The 17,541-nt window shown below is 54.0% G+C and carries 12 protein-coding genes and 1 pseudogene; 10 read left to right on the forward strand and 3 right to left on the reverse strand.

Features of this window, described 5'->3' with window-relative positions:
• Positions 1–102: 102 nt before the first annotated feature.
• Positions 103–1,890, reverse strand: coding sequence for a PglL family O-oligosaccharyltransferase (locus Q4491_RS20925; protein WP_303460628.1), 1,788 nt, complete (start codon positions 1,888–1,890; stop codon positions 103–105).
• Between the two features lie 70 nt (positions 1,891–1,960).
• Entirely contained in the window at positions 1,961–4,810 is a 2,850-nt protein-coding gene (gene uvrA / locus Q4491_RS20930; RefSeq protein WP_218384382.1) for an excinuclease ABC subunit UvrA, read from the reverse strand.
• Positions 4,811–5,062: 252 nt separating this feature from the next.
• On the opposite strand from uvrA, the gene Q4491_RS20935 reads away from it, so the two are divergent.
• Positions 5,063–5,608 (forward strand): single-stranded DNA-binding protein, encoded by a 546-nt coding sequence (locus tag Q4491_RS20935; protein ID WP_192015878.1) that lies wholly within the window; start codon positions 5,063–5,065, stop codon positions 5,606–5,608.
• Positions 5,609–5,689: 81 nt separating this feature from the next.
• Here the strand turns inward: Q4491_RS20935 and Q4491_RS20940 are convergent, their stop codons facing one another.
• A complete protein-coding gene (locus Q4491_RS20940; RefSeq protein WP_192015877.1) occupies positions 5,690–6,604 on the reverse strand; it encodes a LysR family transcriptional regulator in 915 nt (304 codons plus the stop codon).
• A gap of 199 nt (positions 6,605–6,803) precedes the next feature.
• Between Q4491_RS20940 and csrD the strand changes: the two genes are divergently transcribed.
• The 9 genes and pseudogenes from csrD to Q4491_RS20985 all read left to right on the forward strand — a co-directional run.
• On the forward strand, positions 6,804–8,747 hold the full coding sequence (gene csrD / locus Q4491_RS20945) for an RNase E specificity factor CsrD (protein WP_237794597.1): 1,944 nt from the start codon (positions 6,804–6,806) through the stop codon (positions 8,745–8,747).
• Between the two features lie 171 nt (positions 8,748–8,918).
• Entirely contained in the window at positions 8,919–10,367 is a 1,449-nt protein-coding gene (locus Q4491_RS20950) for a PilN domain-containing protein (RefSeq protein ID WP_303460633.1), read from the forward strand.
• On the forward strand, positions 10,364–10,999 hold the full coding sequence (gene gspM / locus Q4491_RS20955) for a type II secretion system protein GspM (protein ID WP_218384376.1): 636 nt from the start codon (positions 10,364–10,366) through the stop codon (positions 10,997–10,999). Before Q4491_RS20950 ends, gspM begins: the two co-directional genes overlap by 4 nt.
• Positions 10,992–11,315 carry an MSHA biogenesis protein MshK gene (locus tag Q4491_RS20960; RefSeq protein ID WP_218384375.1) on the forward strand — a complete coding sequence of 108 codons (324 nt, stop codon included), beginning with the start codon at positions 10,992–10,994 and terminating at the stop codon, positions 11,313–11,315. Before gspM ends, Q4491_RS20960 begins: the two co-directional genes overlap by 8 nt.
• Positions 11,316–11,332: 17 nt before the next feature.
• Positions 11,333–13,003 (forward strand): pilus (MSHA type) biogenesis protein MshL, encoded by a 1,671-nt coding sequence (gene mshL / locus Q4491_RS20965; protein WP_303460637.1) that lies wholly within the window; start codon positions 11,333–11,335, stop codon positions 13,001–13,003.
• Positions 13,004–13,006: 3 nt separating this feature from the next.
• Positions 13,007–13,849 (forward strand): ExeA family protein, encoded by an 843-nt coding sequence (locus tag Q4491_RS20970; RefSeq protein WP_218384374.1) that lies wholly within the window; start codon positions 13,007–13,009, stop codon positions 13,847–13,849.
• A 2-nt stretch (positions 13,850–13,851) separates the two neighbouring features.
• Entirely contained in the window at positions 13,852–15,057 is a 1,206-nt protein-coding gene (locus tag Q4491_RS20975) for a lipopolysaccharide assembly protein LapB (protein ID WP_218384372.1), read from the forward strand.
• Between the two features lie 4 nt (positions 15,058–15,061).
• Positions 15,062–16,804 carry a GspE/PulE family protein gene (locus Q4491_RS20980; RefSeq protein WP_218384369.1) on the forward strand — a complete coding sequence of 581 codons (1,743 nt, stop codon included), beginning with the start codon at positions 15,062–15,064 and terminating at the stop codon, positions 16,802–16,804.
• Positions 16,804–17,466: pseudogene (locus Q4491_RS20985) on the forward strand (type II secretion system F family protein); the annotation flags it as partial. The gene Q4491_RS20980 and the pseudogene Q4491_RS20985, both read left to right, overlap by 1 nt.
• Positions 17,467–17,541 lie beyond the last annotated feature (75 nt).

Consider the following 17,541-nt stretch of genomic DNA (forward strand, 5'->3'; position numbering starts at 1 on the left):
TGTTTGGCGATTACACGATAACTTATCCAACCGTTTTTCGTATCTGTTTCCCGCTAATCCGAGATGAACCTTTTTTTTTGGGGAAGTCTTCAGTTCTTGTTTTCAGTCTTTGTCTGCTTGCCCTTCAGCCTGTGCTATCTGCGGCGAGGGGGTTACGGTTTTTGGCTTGGAAAACTGCGGTAACGCTTCATCGCTGAAATCCATACCCGGGAAAAGATACCGGGCCTCTTCGCGAACCTGTTCAGCTTGATAAGTGTTTGCCAATGCCTGATGAGCTTTGATCAGAAACTGATACAGAATGGGCCTTGGCAGCTCTTTGGCTTTATGGTCAGCCCAATGGATAAAGCTTGTCAGCAACGCAGGATTATCCTGCTGAATGCCCATTTTCAACTGGGTCTGATAAAGATCCCATTCAAACCGGTTGCGCCAGGCCCAGGTGTTATTGACCTTATCCAGGGCGGTTAAATCGGGTGGCGTGGATGATTCAAAGCGGGTCAGCATGGCGCCTGAATATAAGGTGGTGGCCATAAAGAGGCTGACGACAACAGGCAAAAGCATGGCGCTGATTCTGAAGGGCTTATAAAATCGCAGTGTTTGTTTGAAGTATTTCGCACTCAGGGCATCAACCCAATAGATCAGAAACACAAAAATAATCCAGTGGATCAGGGAGTGGTAAAAGGGGTATTCAAGCTGGGTATGTAGTGTTATTGGAAACAGGAGCGCGACCAGAGCCAGCTGAGTGTTGGCCGGTGCGCGGCGAATTTTAGCCAGCACCGCCGCTGCCGCAATCAGCAGTGCCAGTACAGGTAAAATACCCCCTTCACTGGCCCAGAAAAGTAACTCGTTATGGGGATGATCCAGCCCGGGTAACCCATGGGGCGTTTCAGGATCGGCCTGATGCGCTTGCGCTGTCTGCATCAGATAAGTGGGTTCAAAATTACCATAGCCGACGCCCGTGGCCGGTGAGTGCAGGAACATGTCCAGCGCTTGCGGGTAGATGACTGAGCGGGCACTTTCCAGCGACACTCTGCCCGGTTGCGGGCTCCAGTTCAGGCTGCTGGTCAGGTTCCAGGTCACGCTTAATCCCATGACCACCATCATCAGCCACATTCGCCACTGTATTCTGGCTGCAAACTGCATCAGGTAAGGCAGGATAAGTAACATCCCCACCACACTGGCAATCCAGCCGGTTCGCGAGCTGAGCACATACAGCATGGGGATCACAGCGACAGGTGTTAATTGGAGGCCGAGATGGGAGAGGGTCCAGCGGCCCTGAACCATAGGCTGCCGTGCCAGCAGGTAAGCTGAGAGGATCAGCCCGGTGGCCAGGAAGCTGGCCATCACGTTAGGTTGCTGAAAAATACCGTAGGGTCGGTTGAGATCTGTGTTATAGCCAATGCTATTTTCCGGTGAGATCCACAGAAACTGATACCAGGCCAGCGCGGCTTGCAGCCAGACCGCTTTTAAGATCAGCCAGAGTATTTGCTGACGCTGTTTCTGGCTGAAAGCAAACTGCTGCAGTGCCACGAAGAACAACCAGCCAGCCCAAAGGGTAATGACTCGGTTGACGGCGACTTCTGGTCGCGCTTCCGGGAAGAACATGGGGACAGACAGCGTGACGCAGCAACATAAGAGAACCAGCGTCAGGCGTGAATAACGCAATACTTTCTGTCGGCTGATCTCCAGCAGGCCAATAGCAATGGCAAAGCTGAAGGGAATCCAGCTACTGACATTAAAGGGTAGTTCCAGTCCGGCTCCTCCCTGATTATGCTGAAAATAATGCATCGACAGCAGAAACAGAAAAGTCAGCGCCAGAATAAAAGGTCGCGTCAGTGGTTTACTGATGGTGGCAGCGGCCAGTCTGGTGCCCCTTAATTGAATGACGGTCACGGTGTCCGGTCCCTCGGCAAATAGACAAAAAGTCAGGCTGAATTCAGCCTGACAGAGTGCATGAGTGTAATTATGCCTGCTGCTTTGCCGTTAATGCGGGCAGCAGGGGTTTTAGGAAGCGGGCCGTATGCGAACCGGCGACTTCGGCAACCTGTTCCGGTGTGCCTGTCGCAATGATCTCACCGCCACCGCTGCCGCCTTCCGGCCCCAGATCAATGATCCAATCTGCGGTTTTAATGACGTCCAGGTTATGCTCAATCACCACTATGGTATTGCCGTGATCACGCAGTCGGTGCAGTACACTCAGCAACTGCTGGATATCATGGAAGTGCAAGCCCGTTGTCGGTTCATCGAGAATATACAGGGTTTTACCTGTATCGCGTTTGGACAGCTCGCGTGCCAGTTTCACCCGCTGCGCTTCGCCGCCAGACAGCGTGGTCGCTGCTTGTCCCAGGCGGATATAGGATAGTCCGACATCCATCAGGGTTTGCAGTTTTCGGGCAATGGCTGGTACAGGATCAAAAAATACCCGCGCATCTTCCACTGTCATTTCCAGCACTTCATCAATTGACTGGCCTTTGTATTTCACTTCCAGAGTCTCACGATTGTAGCGTTTACCCTTACAGTTATCACAGGGCACGTAAACATCGGGCAGGAAGTGCATTTCAACTTTGATCACCCCATCGCCCTGACAGGCTTCACAGCGGCCGCCTTTGACGTTGAAGCTGAAGCGGCCTGGTTTATAGCCCCGTGAGCGAGACTCCTGAGTGCCCGAGAACAGCTCCCTGATGGGGGTGAAAATGCCTGTGTACGTCGCCGGGTTGGAACGCGGCGTTCGGCCTATCGGGCTCTGATCGATGTCGATGACTTTATCGAAGTGCTCCAGCCCCTGAATATCGTCATAAGGGGACGGCTCGCCTGTAGTGGCCCCATTGAGTCTATGGTGAGCAATCTTGAAGAAAGTATCGTTGATCAGGGTTGACTTGCCTGAGCCGGATACCCCGGTCACACAAGTCAGCAAACCAACCGGAATCGACACATCGACTGTTTTCAGGTTATTGCCCGTGGCGCCTGTTAGCTGAACCGTTTTTGCCGGATCGACAGGAACACGTTCAACAGGCACTTCAATTTGTTTTTTGCCGCTCAGGTATTGGCCGGTCAGGGAATCTTCCGAATTCAGAATATCTTCCATGGTGCCTTCGGCGATGATCTGCCCGCCGTGAACACCGGCGCCCGGGCCGATATCTATGATGTAATCCGCACTGCGGATCGCATCTTCGTCGTGTTCGACCACCAGTACGGTGTTACCCAGATCGCGCAGCCGGGTCAGGGTGCTCAGCAGGCGTTCGTTATCACGCTGGTGGAGGCCGATGGAAGGCTCATCGAGCACATACATAACGCCGACCAGTCCAGCGCCAATCTGGCTGGCCAGGCGGATGCGCTGAGCTTCACCGCCCGACAATGTTTCTGCACTGCGAGACAGGTTGAGATAGTTGAGGCCCACATTGACCAGGAAGGTCAGCCTGTCATTGATTTCTTTGAGGATTTTATCGGCAATCTGCGCACGCTGTCCTTCCAGTGTCAGCTCGGAAAAGAAGGTCAGCGCCTGGCTGATGCTCATTTCACTGATGGCCGGCAGGTTGGTACTGTCGATAAAGACATGACGTGCTTCTTCACGCAGACGCGAACCGTGACAGCTGGCACAAGGCTTGGTGGAGATATACTTCACCAGATCTTCGCGTACAGCATTGGACTCGGTTTCCCGGTAGCGGCGTTCCATGTTATTCAGAATGCCTTCAAACGGGTGACGGCGAACTGTCACATCGCCGCGATCATTAATGTATTTAAACTCAATATTTGTGGTGCCTGAGCCCTGCAGCAATACGTTTTGTACTTTCTTCGGCAGACTGCTGAACGGTGATTCAACATCAAAATCGTAATGTTCAGCCAGTGAAGTCAGCATCTGAAAGTAGTAGTAATTGCGTTTGTCCCAGCCCCGGATGGCACCGCCGGACAAGCTGAGTTCACTGTTCTGAATCACGCGGGACGGATCGAAATACTGTTGTACCCCCAGTCCGTCGCATGTGCCGCAGGCACCGGCCGGGTTATTGAAGGAAAACAGGCGCGGTTCCAGCTCACGCATGCTGTAGCCGCAATGCGGGCAGGCGAAGTTGGCCGAGAAAATCAGTTCGGCCATGTTATCGTCATCCATGGCGCTGACGACCACTGTGCCGCCTGACAGATCCAGCGCGGTTTCAAACGATTCAGCCAGCCGCTGCTGAAGATCATTACGCACTTTAAAGCGATCCACCACCACTTCTATGGTGTGCTTTTTGTGTAATTCCAGCGTCGGCGGATCGGACAGATCGCAGACTTCACCGTCTATCCGGGCCCGGATATAGCCTTGCGCCGACAGGTTGGCTAAGGTTTTCAGGTGCTCGCCCTTACGCTCCTTGACGATAGGAGCCAGCAGCATCAGCTTGCTGCCTTCCGGCAGTGTCAGCACTTTGTCGACCATCTGGCTGACGGTTTGCGCGGCGAGGGGCACATCGTGAGTCGGGCAGCGTGGTTCGCCGACACGGGCATACAGCAAGCGCAGGTAGTCATAGATTTCGGTAATAGTACCGACCGTCGAACGCGGGTTGTGTGAGGTCGATTTTTGTTCAATCGAGATGGCAGGCGACAGGCCTTCAATATGGTCGACGTCCGGTTTTTCCATCAGCGACAGAAACTGGCGGGCGTAGGCCGACAGTGATTCGACGTAACGGCGCTGACCTTCGGCATACAGGGTGTCGAATGCCAGAGAAGACTTACCGGAACCTGATAAACCTGTGATAACAATCAGCTTATCCCGGGGGATAGTCAGGTTAATGTTTTTAAGGTTGTGGGTGCGCGCACCCCTGACTTCGATCTTATCCATAGTTGCAGTCATCAGCGCTTGAATAAATAGGATTGGCATTATTGCATAGCCCTGAGGGGCTTAAAAGACTTGACTGTACAAAAACACAGTGCTTTGATCGTCTTTTATGCGTCCGATCAAGACATGGGAAGCATGACGTAGCCCTATGACTCGGAGGGCAGCCCATGTTAAACTCGGCGATTAAGTATAAACTTTGAATGAGCGAAGGGTGTCAGGATTGGCAGCCTCAACAGCGAAAACCTGGAGTGAACTATGGCCAGTCGTGGCGTAAATAAAGTGATCCTGGTGGGTAACTTAGGACAAGATCCTGAAATCCGTTATATGCCGAACGGCGGTGCAGTCGCAAATATCACCATCGCGACTTCTGAAAGCTGGCGTGATAAAGCCACCGGTGAACAGCGTGAAAAAACAGAATGGCACCGTGTTGCGTTGTTCGGCAAGCTGGCTGAAGTGGCTGGTGAGTACTTGCGTAAAGGGTCTCAGGTTTACATTGAAGGTCAGTTGCAAACCCGTAAGTGGCAGGATCAAAGCGGTCAGGACCGCTTCACGACCGAAGTGGTTGTTCAAGGCTTCAACGGTGTGATGCAAATGCTGGGTGGTCGTCAGGGTGGCGGTCAGGGCGCGCCAATGGGCGGCCAGCAGCAGCAGGGCGGTTGGGGACAACCTCAGCAACCGGCTCAACAGCAACAGCAACAGCAACAGCAAAACTATGCGCCTCAGCAGCAGCCTGCGTCTAAGCAACCGCAGCCTCAGTACAATGAGCCGCCAATGGATTTTGACGACGATATTCCGTTCTGATCCTTTCCAGACGGTTGTTAAAAAAGCAGCGTTCAACGCTGCTTTTTTATTGCCTGATACCCAGTCACCGCACGATGCTGATCACAGAGAGTGGGGATTGGCTGACTGATGCGTGTGTCCGGGTGAGGCTTTTTGTTTAATAAAATCAATAAACAGCTTGGTTTTGGTATGGTTGTAGTTGAGCTTAGGGTAGTAGGCGTAGGCAGCATTTAACGGCTGTTTCAGATCAGGTAAGACAGGGATCAGCAAACCATTGCTGAGCTCGCGTTTTACCGTATTCTCACCTACCAGAATTAACCCCATTCCAGCTACCGCAGCGGCGACCAGGGCTTCCGGGTTCTGGGTGGTAAAATTGCCCCGCAAACGCAGGCGACGGTTACTTTCAAAGACATGCTCTTGCTCATGGCCATGACTGCCGAATAACAGGCAGTTATGCAGCGCCAGTTGCTCCGGGGTTTCGATGGCGGGCCTGTCTTCCAGGTAACTGGGTGAGGCATAGAAGCCAGCCTGAAAACTAAAGAGTTTGGTGGCAATATAACTGGTGGAATTAAAATCAGTCAGTTCGCGGCTGATAAAAACATCCAGGTTGAGATCCGGCAACTGGCCCGGAGTCACAGTGTGCAGCTCTACCTGAATATTGGGATAGGTCTGTAAAAACTCGGCCAGATAATGAACCAGTACCCGGCTGCCTGTCGCCAGCGGGGCGCCGATGCGCAGCACACCCTGAACTTCGCCGTAGGTGGAGGTGGTTTCAGCCAGTATCTGGTGCCAGTCATCAAGTAAATGGACACTGCGCCGATAAAACACCTTGCCGGCGTCTGTGACTGTCAGGTTACGTGTCGTGCGTTTAAGAAGCTGAACACCAAGCTGTTTTTCTAACCATGACAGCCGCTTGGACAAGGCTGAACTTGAGGTGTTGAGAGCGCTTGCGGCCTGAGCCAGTGAGCCCTGCTCAACCACGGCGACAAAACTTTTGGTGCAGGTGATCCAGTCCATATCTCTCCGCTTTGTGGGGTGCATGCTGCCTGGGCGGTGAGCCAAGTAAGGAAAGTGTCGGTCTGAGCACTGCAGTGTTTGAGAGCCGATGGTATTTTCCAGTATAAACAGGCGTTTTGGTTTGTATTGTTGTCTGTATCAGAGTTGACCACAGAGCCAGGCGGTTTGGAATTGTTTTTCAGATAAAGTTGGACCTTGCATGAGAAAAGCCTCAGGGATGAAGCTGACCAATAGACTGGTTGCTTTCGTGACCCTAATTGTCATTTGCGCCATGTTTGTCATTTTCATTGGCGGTGCTGTCAGTTTTCGTCAACTCGGGCAGGATTATCTGCATCATTATCTGGGCGGCGTGGTAGAAGCGATCGACCAGGAAATGGCCGATCCTCAGGGTTCACAGTCTCTGGCCCGCTGGCTGCCGAAGTTACTCAAAGCCAGTAACGTGGTGGCGTTGGACGTCAGCAACGATACCGGCTCTGTCTACCAATTTCAGGGATTACAGAAAATCGATGATCCCAATATTCTTTATCATACTGAATATCCGCTGACCCTGAACCCCGGTTACTCTGTCAGTATCCAGTCAGTGCCGCCTTATACCGAATTAACCTATTCGCTGGGGGCGATGTCTTCTATCAGCCTGGCGATCATGATCATTATTGCCGGCCTGATATGGGGCGTAAACTGGCTTAAGCGGCAGTTGCAGGGCTCAGAGCTTCTCGAAGAGCGGGGGAGAATGCTGCTGGCCGGTAAGCTGGATGCTTTTGCCAAAGGCGCCGATCTGGAATGGCCGGAAACGGCAAGTCTGGCATTGGACAAGCTAATCTCTGAGCTGAAAGATGCCAGACAGGAGCGCAGCCGCTTTGATACCTTCATTCGTACCCACACCTTCCTGGATCAACTGACGGGCTCGGCCAATCGGGTATTGTTCGACAGCCGTCTGCAATCTGTGGTTCAGGATCAGGATAACCATGGTGCTGTTATTTTGATTCGTATCGCTGACTGGGAAGAATTGCTGCTGGCAAAGGGCAAGATTGTGGCCGATGAATTGATTCAGGATGTCGGCATGGTGCTGTCGAATATGGTCCAGCGCTATCCGGACAGCGTACTGTCTCGCTATTTTGACGCCGAATTTGCCATCATGCTGCTGCAACAGCCCAGCAAGGAGGTCAATCAGTTTGTGAATCAGCTGCTGAAAGGGCTGGAGCGGCTGACACCTTCCGTGCCATTGCAGCGCGAGAACTGGTGCCATATTGGTATGACCTATTTTGCCAGCGGCGAGCGGCGTGGCCGCATTATGGATGAGGCTGACATGGCGCTGCGCAGTGCGCAATTACAGGGCACGAACAGCTGGTATGCCTTCCAGAAAGATGTACTGGGAGAGGATACCCGGGGCAGTGTGCGCTGGCGGACGCTGCTGGATGCTGTCTTGAGTCAGGGCGGCCCGGCTCTGTATCAGCAGCCCGCCTATCTCTCTGGGGAGAAAATACCGCTGCACCGTGAATTATTGGCGAGGATCAATGACGAAAACGGTGTGATGATCAAAGCTTCCCGTTTTCTGCCTGCGGTTGAGCTGGTGGGATTCAATGTGCGTATGGATAAACAGGTCATCAGTCAGGCGCTGGATCTGCTCAAAAATGGCCCGACGCTGGATAATTTTGCGATTAACGTCAGTGTCGAATCTCTGCTGGATAAAGGATTTATCCGCTGGTTCCGGGATGAACTGCTGCAAACACCCAGGCCGGTACTGAAACGGCTGAGTATTGAAGTCCCGGAGCGGAACCTGTCACGCCATATTGATGCTGTGCGTACCTTTCTCAAAATGGTAACGGGCCTCGGCTGCCGGCTGGGTGTGGATCAGGCCGGGAGAACCATAGTCAGCACCCACTATATCAAGGATGTCAACGTCCAGTATATCAAGCTGCACAGAAGCCTGATTCGTGAAATAGATCAGCGGCAGGAAAATCAGTTATTTGTCCGGAGTATGCTGGGCGCCTGTGCCAATTCCGGTGTCGAGGTGATTGCTGTTGGCGTCGAAAATGACAGGGAGTGGCAGGTGCTGCAGCAATTGGGTATTAATGGCGGGCAGGGGCGCTTTTTTGCCCCGGAGATGAGTGTGAGTCAAATTAGTACCAAAAATCGCAGATAATGTTATCTAAGTGGAAACCTTACATTTTTTACAGGATTTTCTCTATACACCATAAATTCCTGTCAGTATCATGGGTCAAATTATTGACAATAATAGTCAATAGCATGTTTTTAAAGAATGTAGCCGCGGGTTAAAAACGAACGAAAAGTAAAACGGGTTATTACCATGCTGATGAAAAAGCTCCTAAGTCGGAAAACTGTCAGTAAAGTGGCCAGTTTTGCTGTGTTCGAAGGGAAACTGACACTCGTCTGTCTTACAGAAGACGGGAATGACTGGATCAGTGACAGTGTGGAAGTGGCTTCACGTGAAAGCTGGACGTCTTCCATCACGCAATTGATCAATACACACCATTTAAACGGCTGCAGAATTCGCTTCGTACTTGGCCATGGCTTATATCAAAGCCTGATCATTGATAAACCTGCCTTACCCCGCCATGAACTGGCCAGTGCCTTACCGTTTCTGGTCAAAGATCTGGTGACTGAACCTCCCGCTAACCTGGTGGCGGATGGGTTTGAAGAGCCAATAAAAGACAGACTGCAAGTGCTGGTGGCGCAGCGTTCCCTGGTTCAGCAACTGGTGCTGGCGTGCCTGGCGAATGGCTGTGAGCCTGAACTGATTACTGTGGATGAAGTGGTGCTGGGTCAGATGACGGCTGAAAAACAGAGCCAGCTGTTCCTTCATTCCCGTCAGCATTCCGGTCTGCACCTGACCGCTTTCAAACAGCAGGTGATGTGTTTTCAGCGCCAGCTGCGCGGTTTTTCTCAGCCTCTGATGGGTCTGGAGCAGGCTAATCTGCAGATAGACGGGCTGGCGCTTGAACTGCAGCGCTCCCTTGACTTCCTGAGTGCCCAGCTGCGTGATGCACCTATTGCCCAGGTGCTGGTCAGTTGTGACAGCGATGATAATGAGCAGTTGGCTGACGCATTGCGGCAGCGGCTCAATGTGCCGGTCGCGACAGTCAGTGGGGCACCCGCCGAGCTGACTGATTTTGATACCCGTGTCGCCTGGGCCGTTCAGCTGCAGCAGCCGTTGCTCAATCTGTACAGCGACAGTCTGAAACCACAATCTAACTGGCTCACCTTGCCTAATTTAGTGGCTGGCTGGGCGGCGGGTGCAGTGGTGATCGGATCGCTGGCGGGATGGCAAAGCTGGCAGGAGTACAGGGCCACACAATTACTGGCACAGCAGCAAACCCAGCTGACGCAAAAACAGACTGAACTGGATAACGCCAAAGCCGCGCTGGCCCGTCATCTGCCGAGTGAATTAAAAGTCAAACTGAGCGGCGAGCTGGAACAGCATCTCGCGGCCAAACAAGCCACGCTCAGGGCAATTGCCATGCACGATAACAGCCTGCAAGCTGGCTATGCCACTATGTTGCAGCAGCTGGCGCAGGCTGCCAGCCAGGATATCTCAGTGAGCCGCATTCACGTACAGGGCCAGCAACTGGATCTGGAAGGCGTGGCCAGGCACCCCAATGCAGTACCCGGCTGGCTGCAGAGTTTTGCGCAATTTCCCCAGTTGGCCGATCGCCGCTTTGAAGTCATGTCTCTAGGCAGAAATGAAGAAAACAGAGTGACCTTTATGTTGCATGCGCAACGCAAAACAGAGGCAAAACAATGAGCGCCTGGGCATCTCTTGTTACCCGGTTTGAGCAGCTTAACCGGCGCGAGCAGTGGCTGGTGGCGGTAACGGGCTGGTTGATGCTGATTCTGGCCGGTTATCAGTTTTTACTGGAACCCATCCAGCAATCCCTGACATCGGTGGTAAGGCAACAGCAATCGGTACAGGCCAGCATTATCAAAAACGACGGTGATCTGATTCGGATTCAGCGGCAGCTGAACAGTGATCCCGATAAGGTGTTGGATGAACAAATCCGCCAGTTGCAAGACAGTAACGCCCGGCTGGACACAGAGCTCAAAGAACGTGTTGCCAGTCTGGTAACCCCGGTCCAGATGGCGGCTTTGATGGACCAGGTGCTGCAGCGCTCCCAACGTCTGACGCTGGTGTCGCTGGAATCTCTGCCGCCAGCTCAGCTGATAAACGGTGAGGATGCCGGTTATTACATTCACCCTGTCCGGCTGACTCTGCGTGGCCGTTACTTTGATTTGGTGAATTATTTGCAGCAGCTGGAAGCGCTGCCGGTGAAATATTATTGGCGAAGCCTGGATTATCAGGTAGATAAATACCCGCTCTCCGATATACAGCTGGATGTATACACGCTGGGCGAAAGTAAGGACTTTATCGGTGGTTAGACAATGTATTTCTCTGCTGTTACTTGCCTTGTTCAGCACAGCAACCCTGGCTGAAAGCGATCCGACTGCCCCGCTGGGGTGGCAGGCGCCATCGGTAAAGAAAACAGCGACACAGCGCTTACCTTCACTGGAAGGCATCGTTTGTCCGGAACAGGACCAGTGCAGCGTTATTTTAAATAGCCAGGTGGTTTTGCCGGGTGAGGCGATAAGTGGTTATACCCTGAAAGCCGTCGACGGAGAGACTGTTATTCTCCAGCGCGGTAGCCGGCAATGGCGTCTGGCTTTGTATAGCGAAGAAATAACAATCAATGAATAATAAAAGTGAATTCTGACATGCGCTTATTGTTAATTGTGATGGCAACAACCTTGCTGGCGGCCTGCTCTACAAATATGGGGCACAATAAACCGGTTGAGGTGCAGGAAGCCTTAAATCAGGCTAAAAATGAGGCTCAGAGCCGGCCTCTGACGGACTTGCCATCGGCAGTCAGCGCTGATCTGATGCCCAGCCTGAGCCGTTCCGGCTATGGCAGCAGCCGTGCGTACGAGCGGCGCTTTCGTGTCAATGCCCGGGCTGTGGACGCCCGCGCCTTTTTCTCCAGCCTGGTTCGGGGCACGGCATTTAATATGGTGATCCACCCTGAGGTCAGCGGCCGGGTTACGCTGATCCTGCAGGATGTGACTTTAGATGAAGTACTGAACGTTGCGTCGGATATTTACGGCTATGATATCCAGCGCAAGGGCAACATTATTCAGGTGTTCCCTGCCACATTGCGCACGGAAGTGATTCCGGTGGACTACCTGCAACTGCAGCGGCGTGGCCTCTCTCTGACATCCTTGACCACAGGCTCAATCAGCAGCCCGGATAACAGTATCGACAATCAGTCGGATAACCGCCGCAATACCAGTAATGACGACTATGACGACAACCGCCGCCGCGACAGCAATAACGGTGACCGCTCATCTTACTCCACGGGCGGCACCCGGATTGAAACGCGTTCCGACAGTGATTTCTGGGGCCAGCTGCAAAAGGCGGTTCAGGCCATGATTGGTACGGGGCAAGGGCGCAGTATTGTGGTGTCGCCGCAGGCCAGCCTGTTGACAGTGAAAGCATTTCCGAATGAATTGCGCGAAGTGCGTGAATTTCTCGGCGTATCGAAAAAGCGTCTTCAGCGTCAGGTGGTGCTGGAGGCCAAGATCATGGAAGTGACCCTCAACGACAGTTACCAGCAGGGCATTAACTGGAGCAACATTACCAAAACCATAGGTGGTACCGGCATTATTTTCGGCCGTACCGGGCCAGATAATTTGCCCGGTGGCAGCGAGATTGCCAATTTGCTGGGCGGACAAACCAATATCACCATCTCAGATGGTAACTTCTCGGCAGTACTGAGTTTTCTGCAGACGCAGGGCGATCTGAATGTGCTGTCCAGCCCGCGCGTGACTGCTGCCAATAACCAGAAAGCTGTCATCAAAGTCGGCGGCGATCAGTATTTCGTTACCGAGGTGGATGGCGGGGAAGCAGTGACAGATGGCGGCGTGGCCTCGCCGGAAGTGGTGCTGACACCTTTCTTCTCGGGCATCTCTCTTGATGTGACACCCCAGATTGATGATGACGGCGGCGTCCTGCTCCATGTTCACCCCACTGTGGTCGAAGTCACGGAGGAAGTGAAGGAAATTGCCCTGGGTGACACCTTTGGCACATACAGCCTGCCGCTGGCACGAAGCTCAGTGCGTGAGTCTGATTCTGTGATTCATGCCAGCAGCGGTGATGTGGTGGTGATTGGCGGTCTGATGAAATCGTCGCTGAAAGATCAGCAGACAAAAGTCCCTCTGCTTGGCGATATTCCCGGCCTTGGCTACTTGTTCCGCAACATCAATAAAGTCCAGACCAAAACTGAGCTGGTGATTTTGCTTAAACCCACAGTGGTGGGCGATCAGACCTGGCAGCAGGAAATTGAACGCTCACGCGCGTTGGTTGAGAAATGGTTCCCGGACCAAGGATAACCCATGTATCTGTCACACTTCGGATTTGAGCAGCTCCCTTTCCGGTTAACGCCGGATACCGGGCTGTTTCATGCACTGCCGTCACATTTGGAAGCGATCAAAATGACCCTGTCTGCGCTGGCGATGGGGGAAGGATTTATCCAGATTTCGGGGGAAGTCGGGACAGGTAAAACTCTGGTTTGCCGGATGCTGGTCCGACAGTTGCCTGCCCGGTATGACCTGGCTTATCTGCCGACGCCGGCCATGAGCGGGCGGGAACTACGGGCGGCGCTGGCTAAGGAACTGGGATTGCAGCCGGACAGTGACGGCCTGACACTGACTGAATTACTGCACCAGTCATTGATCGAACGCAAGCGCGGCGGACGCACAGTCGTGGTGTTGTTAGATGAAGCCCAGGCACTGCCTGATGAGGCGCTGGAAGCCTTGCGGCTGCTGGGCAACCTGGAAACTGAACAGGAAAAACTCTTGCATATTGTGCTGCTTGGCCAGCCTGAGCTGGATGAGCGACTGGCTTCCCCGCAGCTGCGCCAGTTCCGTCAGCGCATTACCTTTCGTGCCGTGTTGCGGCCGTTGGATATGGCGGAGACTGCGTCCTATATCGAGCATCGCCTGAGTAAAGCGGGCGGAGAGCCAGGGTTAATGCCGTTGGCGCGGCAGAAAGAGATCTGGCACGCCAGTGGCGGCATCCCCAGACTGGTGAACCAGTTGTGCCATAAAGCCTTGATCGTTGCCTGCAGCGCGGGTCATGACATTGTCAGCCGTAAAGCGGTGCAGGCAGCGATCACAGATACGCAAACCGCGCGCCAGCCGCGCTGGCAGTACCCTGTGTTGTGGGGATGGAGCTGAGCATGAGTGAAGTCAATAAAATGCTCAATAGTTTGAGCCAGAACCAGGCACCGCAAGAGGCGCCAGAGCTGAAGCCTGTCCGGGTCAAACCTTTGCCTAAGGCGTTGTGGCCACGCTGGCTGCTCGCCGGATTGCTGATCACAGGGACAGCTGGCGCCACAGGCTGGTGGTTCGGGCACAGTCGCGAGGAGAGCCGTTCAGCGGCTGAGATTACGCGGGTAAAAGCAGAACAGTTATCTCCTTCCGCGGTTTTGAAACAGGGACCGGATCCGGTCGGGAATTTTCTGCACACCAAGGCCAGGCCTGCTGGCGAGACAGCACCTGTTACCCAGCAGCCTGACAGCCAACCCACAACGGTCAGCCCAGCCAAAGCCACTGTGCTGCCCGTTGTGAAAAAAGTGCCCGTTGCGCCGGTCGCCAGCCAGCCTGAACTCGCCCCGGCGGTTAAACCGGCTGCCGTACCGGTTGTACCTCGCGCTGTCGCCCCTGTGCGTGCTGCGCAAACGGCCCCGGCGGCGGTTATGGCGATCACTGGCGACACTGAGAGCAAAACAACCGGCACGGCCACGGCAATGACTGAACCATTGCAAGAGGGGGAATCCGGCTTGTCTATCGAAAGTATTGCCCTGTCGCCAGAGCAGCTTGCTCAGACTGATTACGATAAGGCCATGAAAGCCTTAGCGGAAGGGGACACACTCAAGGCCACGAATTACCTGAAATCGGCATTGGAATATCAGCCCGCCTGGATTGATGCCCGCCAGCGTTTGTCAGCGCTGTACTACGGTCGCGGAGATGTCAGACGTGCGATGCTGACACTGCAACGGGGACTGGCCAAACAGCCCAACCAGCAGGACTTGCGTCTGACGATGGCCAAGCTGCTGACCCAGGAGTCACAACCGGAAGTGGCGCTGGATGTGCTCAGCGAACTGCCGTCGCAGCCTGCCAGTGAGTTCCTGGCCTTGCGCGGTGCGCTGGCCCAGCAACTTAATAATCAGCCACTGGCACTGAGCAGCTATCAGCAACTGGTGGATACCGAACCTTTCGACGGCCGCTGGTGGCTGGGGCTGGGGATTGCCCTTGACCGCAGTCAGGATAACGCCAAGGCGGTCGCGGCCTACACGCAGGCGCTGAAACTGGGACAGGTTTCCGGTCAGTCACAACAGTTTATTCGCCAGCGTCTTGCCGCATTAAAGACACAGGAGGGCTGAACAGATGCAGCTGAGGTTACGCAAACGTCTGGGCGATCTGCTGGTTGAAGAAGGCATAGTCCGCCAGGAGCAGCTTGATCTGGCACTGGATCAGCAACGCAGTACTGGCCGTAAACTGGGTGATACCCTTATCAGCATGGGCTTTTTGGGCGAGCAGCAACTGCTGGCCTTCCTGTCCCGCCAGCTGGATATCCCACTGATAGATTTGAACCGGGTGCCGGTCGACAGCGAAGCTGTTGGCCTGTTGCCGGAAGTCCATGCCCGTCGTCTGAGAGCGCTGGTGATCAGCCACCGGGGTGACACAGTACGTGTGGCCATGAGCGATCCGGCCGATCTGGCGGCCCAGGAAGCGGTGCTGAACCAGTTGCATCAGTTCAGGGTGGAACTGGTGATTGCCCCGGAACACCAGCTGATAGCCTCGTTTGACCGCTATTATCGCCGTACCAAGGAAATTGCCTCTTTTGCCGAGCAGCTGCATGCCGAGCATCAGGCGAACAGCGATTTCAGCTTCAGCGTCGATAATTACGACAACGAGGAAGTGACAGTCGTCAAGCTGATCAATTCCCTGTTCGAAGATGCTATTCAGGTGGGTGCCTCGGATATCCATATCGAACCGGATGCCAGCGTACTGCGTATTCGTCAGCGTATTGATGGTGTACTCCATGAAACCCTGCTGAATGAATCGGCCATCGCTTCGGCTTTGGTGCTTCGCCTTAAATTGATGAGCGGACTGGATATTTCTGAAAAGCGTTTGCCGCAGGATGGCCGCTTTAATGTGACGGTGCGCGGCCACTCTGTGGATGTGCGTGTCTCTACCATGCCGGTTCAGTACGGTGAATCTGTCGTCATGCGTCTGCTGGATCAGTCTGCCGGTATTTTGAGTCTGGATGAGATTGGCATGCCGGCCGATATTCTTGCCCGCTTCCGCCGTCAGCTAAAACGCCCTCACGGCATGATTTTGGTCACCGGGCCGACCGGCTCGGGTAAAACGACCACCCTTTATGGCGCACTGAGCGAGCTGAACAAACCCGGCAAAAAGCTGATCACCGCCGAAGATCCGGTGGAATACCGGCTGCCGCGGGTGAATCAGGTGCAGGTGAATACCAAAATTGGCCTGACGTTTTCCGGCATACTGCGGACTTTTCTGCGTCAGGATCCGGATATTATTCTGGTCGGGGAAATGCGGGATCAGGAAACCGTGGAAATTGGTCTGCGTTCTGCGCTCACCGGCCATCTGGTGCTGTCGACACTGCATACCAATGATGCGGTAGACAGCGCCCTGAGGATGATGGACATGGCAGCGCCCGGCTATCTGGTAGCCAGTGCGGTCCGTGCTGTACTGGCTCAGCGCCTGGTACGCCGGATCTGTCAGGACTGCAGCCATGAGGTGACGCCGGATGCTGCAGAACTGCAGTGGCTGAAGGCCTGTTTTCCGTCCTCGGCCGACCAGACATTCAGGCAGGGCAGAGGCTGTCAGAGCTGTAACCTGACCGGCTATAAAGGCCGGATTGGTGTGTTTGAATTACTGGAAATGACCCCGGCAATGATGGATGCACTGCGCGCCAATGATGCAATGGGGTTTGCACAGCTGGCACGCGCTTCCGAGGGCTACCAGCCGCTGATTGAGTCCGCTATGGCGCTGGCTCTGGCCGGGCGCACCAGCCTGGAAGAAGTGCTGCAACTGAGCGAAGGAGATTACCTGATGCCGGAATTTAACGCCGTACCGGCGTCCACGGAATCCCGCTGATGCCGACATTTGATTACCGGGGACGGGGCAGTCAGGGACAACTGAAGAAAGGCAAGCTCGACGCGCCAACAGCGGAGGCAGCCGCTGATCAGTTGATGCGCCAGGGAATTATTCCTGTGGATATCCGCCGTGGCCGAAGCGACAGTCCGTTGACTCTCAGCGGCCTGTTGCAGCGCAATGTGCCGCTGGAATCTATGGTGATTCTGTGTCGCCAGTTGTACAGCCTGACCAAAGCCGGTGTGCCGCTGTTGCGGGCCATGAAAGGGCTGGAGCAGAGTACCAGTCACCCGTTGCTGCAATCGACGATTGATGCCGTGACGGTAGAGCTGACCAACGGCCGTGCACTGTCGCAGGCAATGAAAATGCATCCCAGGGTGTTTTCCGAGCTGTTCGTGTCGATGATCCATGTGGGGGAGAATACCGGTCGTCTGGAAGATGCCCTGCTGCAACTGGCGCAGTATTACGAGCAGGAATTGGAAACCCGGCGCCGGATAAAATCGGCTATGCGTTACCCGTCTTTTGTGCTCAGTGCGATTTTACTGGCAATGATAGTGCTCAATACCAAAGTGATTCCGCAATTTGCCTCCATGTTCAGCCGGTTTGGCGTCGAACTGCCTTTGCCTACCCGTATCTTAATTGGCACCTCTGATTTTATGCTGAGCTCATAGACAGGATCTTTAGCCCTAACCCCATATTTTAGCTAGAAAAAAGGCTTCACTTATGATCTGATAATCGTC

The organism is Photobacterium sp. 2_MG-2023, from assembly GCF_030547675.1.
Lineage (GTDB): Bacteria > Pseudomonadota > Gammaproteobacteria > Enterobacterales > Vibrionaceae > Photobacterium > Photobacterium arenosum.

What these genes read in the sequence shown, in the direction of transcription:
- uvrA (WP_218384382.1), bottom strand. Translation starts at nt 4,810, where the DNA reads ATGGATAAGATCGAAGTCAGGGGTGCGCGCACCCACAACCTTAAAAAC.
- Q4491_RS20950 (WP_303460633.1), top strand. Translation starts at nt 8,919, where the DNA reads ATGAAAAAGCTCCTAAGTCGGAAAACTGTCAGTAAAGTGGCCAGTTTT.
- csrD (WP_237794597.1), top strand. Translation starts at nt 6,804, where the DNA reads ATGAGAAAAGCCTCAGGGATGAAGCTGACCAATAGACTGGTTGCTTTC.
- Q4491_RS20980 (WP_218384369.1), top strand. Translation starts at nt 15,062, where the DNA reads ATGCAGCTGAGGTTACGCAAACGTCTGGGCGATCTGCTGGTTGAAGAA.
- gspM (WP_218384376.1), top strand. Translation starts at nt 10,364, where the DNA reads ATGAGCGCCTGGGCATCTCTTGTTACCCGGTTTGAGCAGCTTAACCGG.
- Q4491_RS20970 (WP_218384374.1), top strand. Translation starts at nt 13,007, where the DNA reads ATGTATCTGTCACACTTCGGATTTGAGCAGCTCCCTTTCCGGTTAACG.
- Q4491_RS20935 (WP_192015878.1), top strand. Translation starts at nt 5,063, where the DNA reads ATGGCCAGTCGTGGCGTAAATAAAGTGATCCTGGTGGGTAACTTAGGA.
- mshL (WP_303460637.1), top strand. Translation starts at nt 11,333, where the DNA reads ATGCGCTTATTGTTAATTGTGATGGCAACAACCTTGCTGGCGGCCTGC.
- Q4491_RS20975 (WP_218384372.1), top strand. Translation starts at nt 13,852, where the DNA reads ATGAGTGAAGTCAATAAAATGCTCAATAGTTTGAGCCAGAACCAGGCA.
- Q4491_RS20940 (WP_192015877.1), bottom strand. Translation starts at nt 6,604, where the DNA reads ATGGACTGGATCACCTGCACCAAAAGTTTTGTCGCCGTGGTTGAGCAG.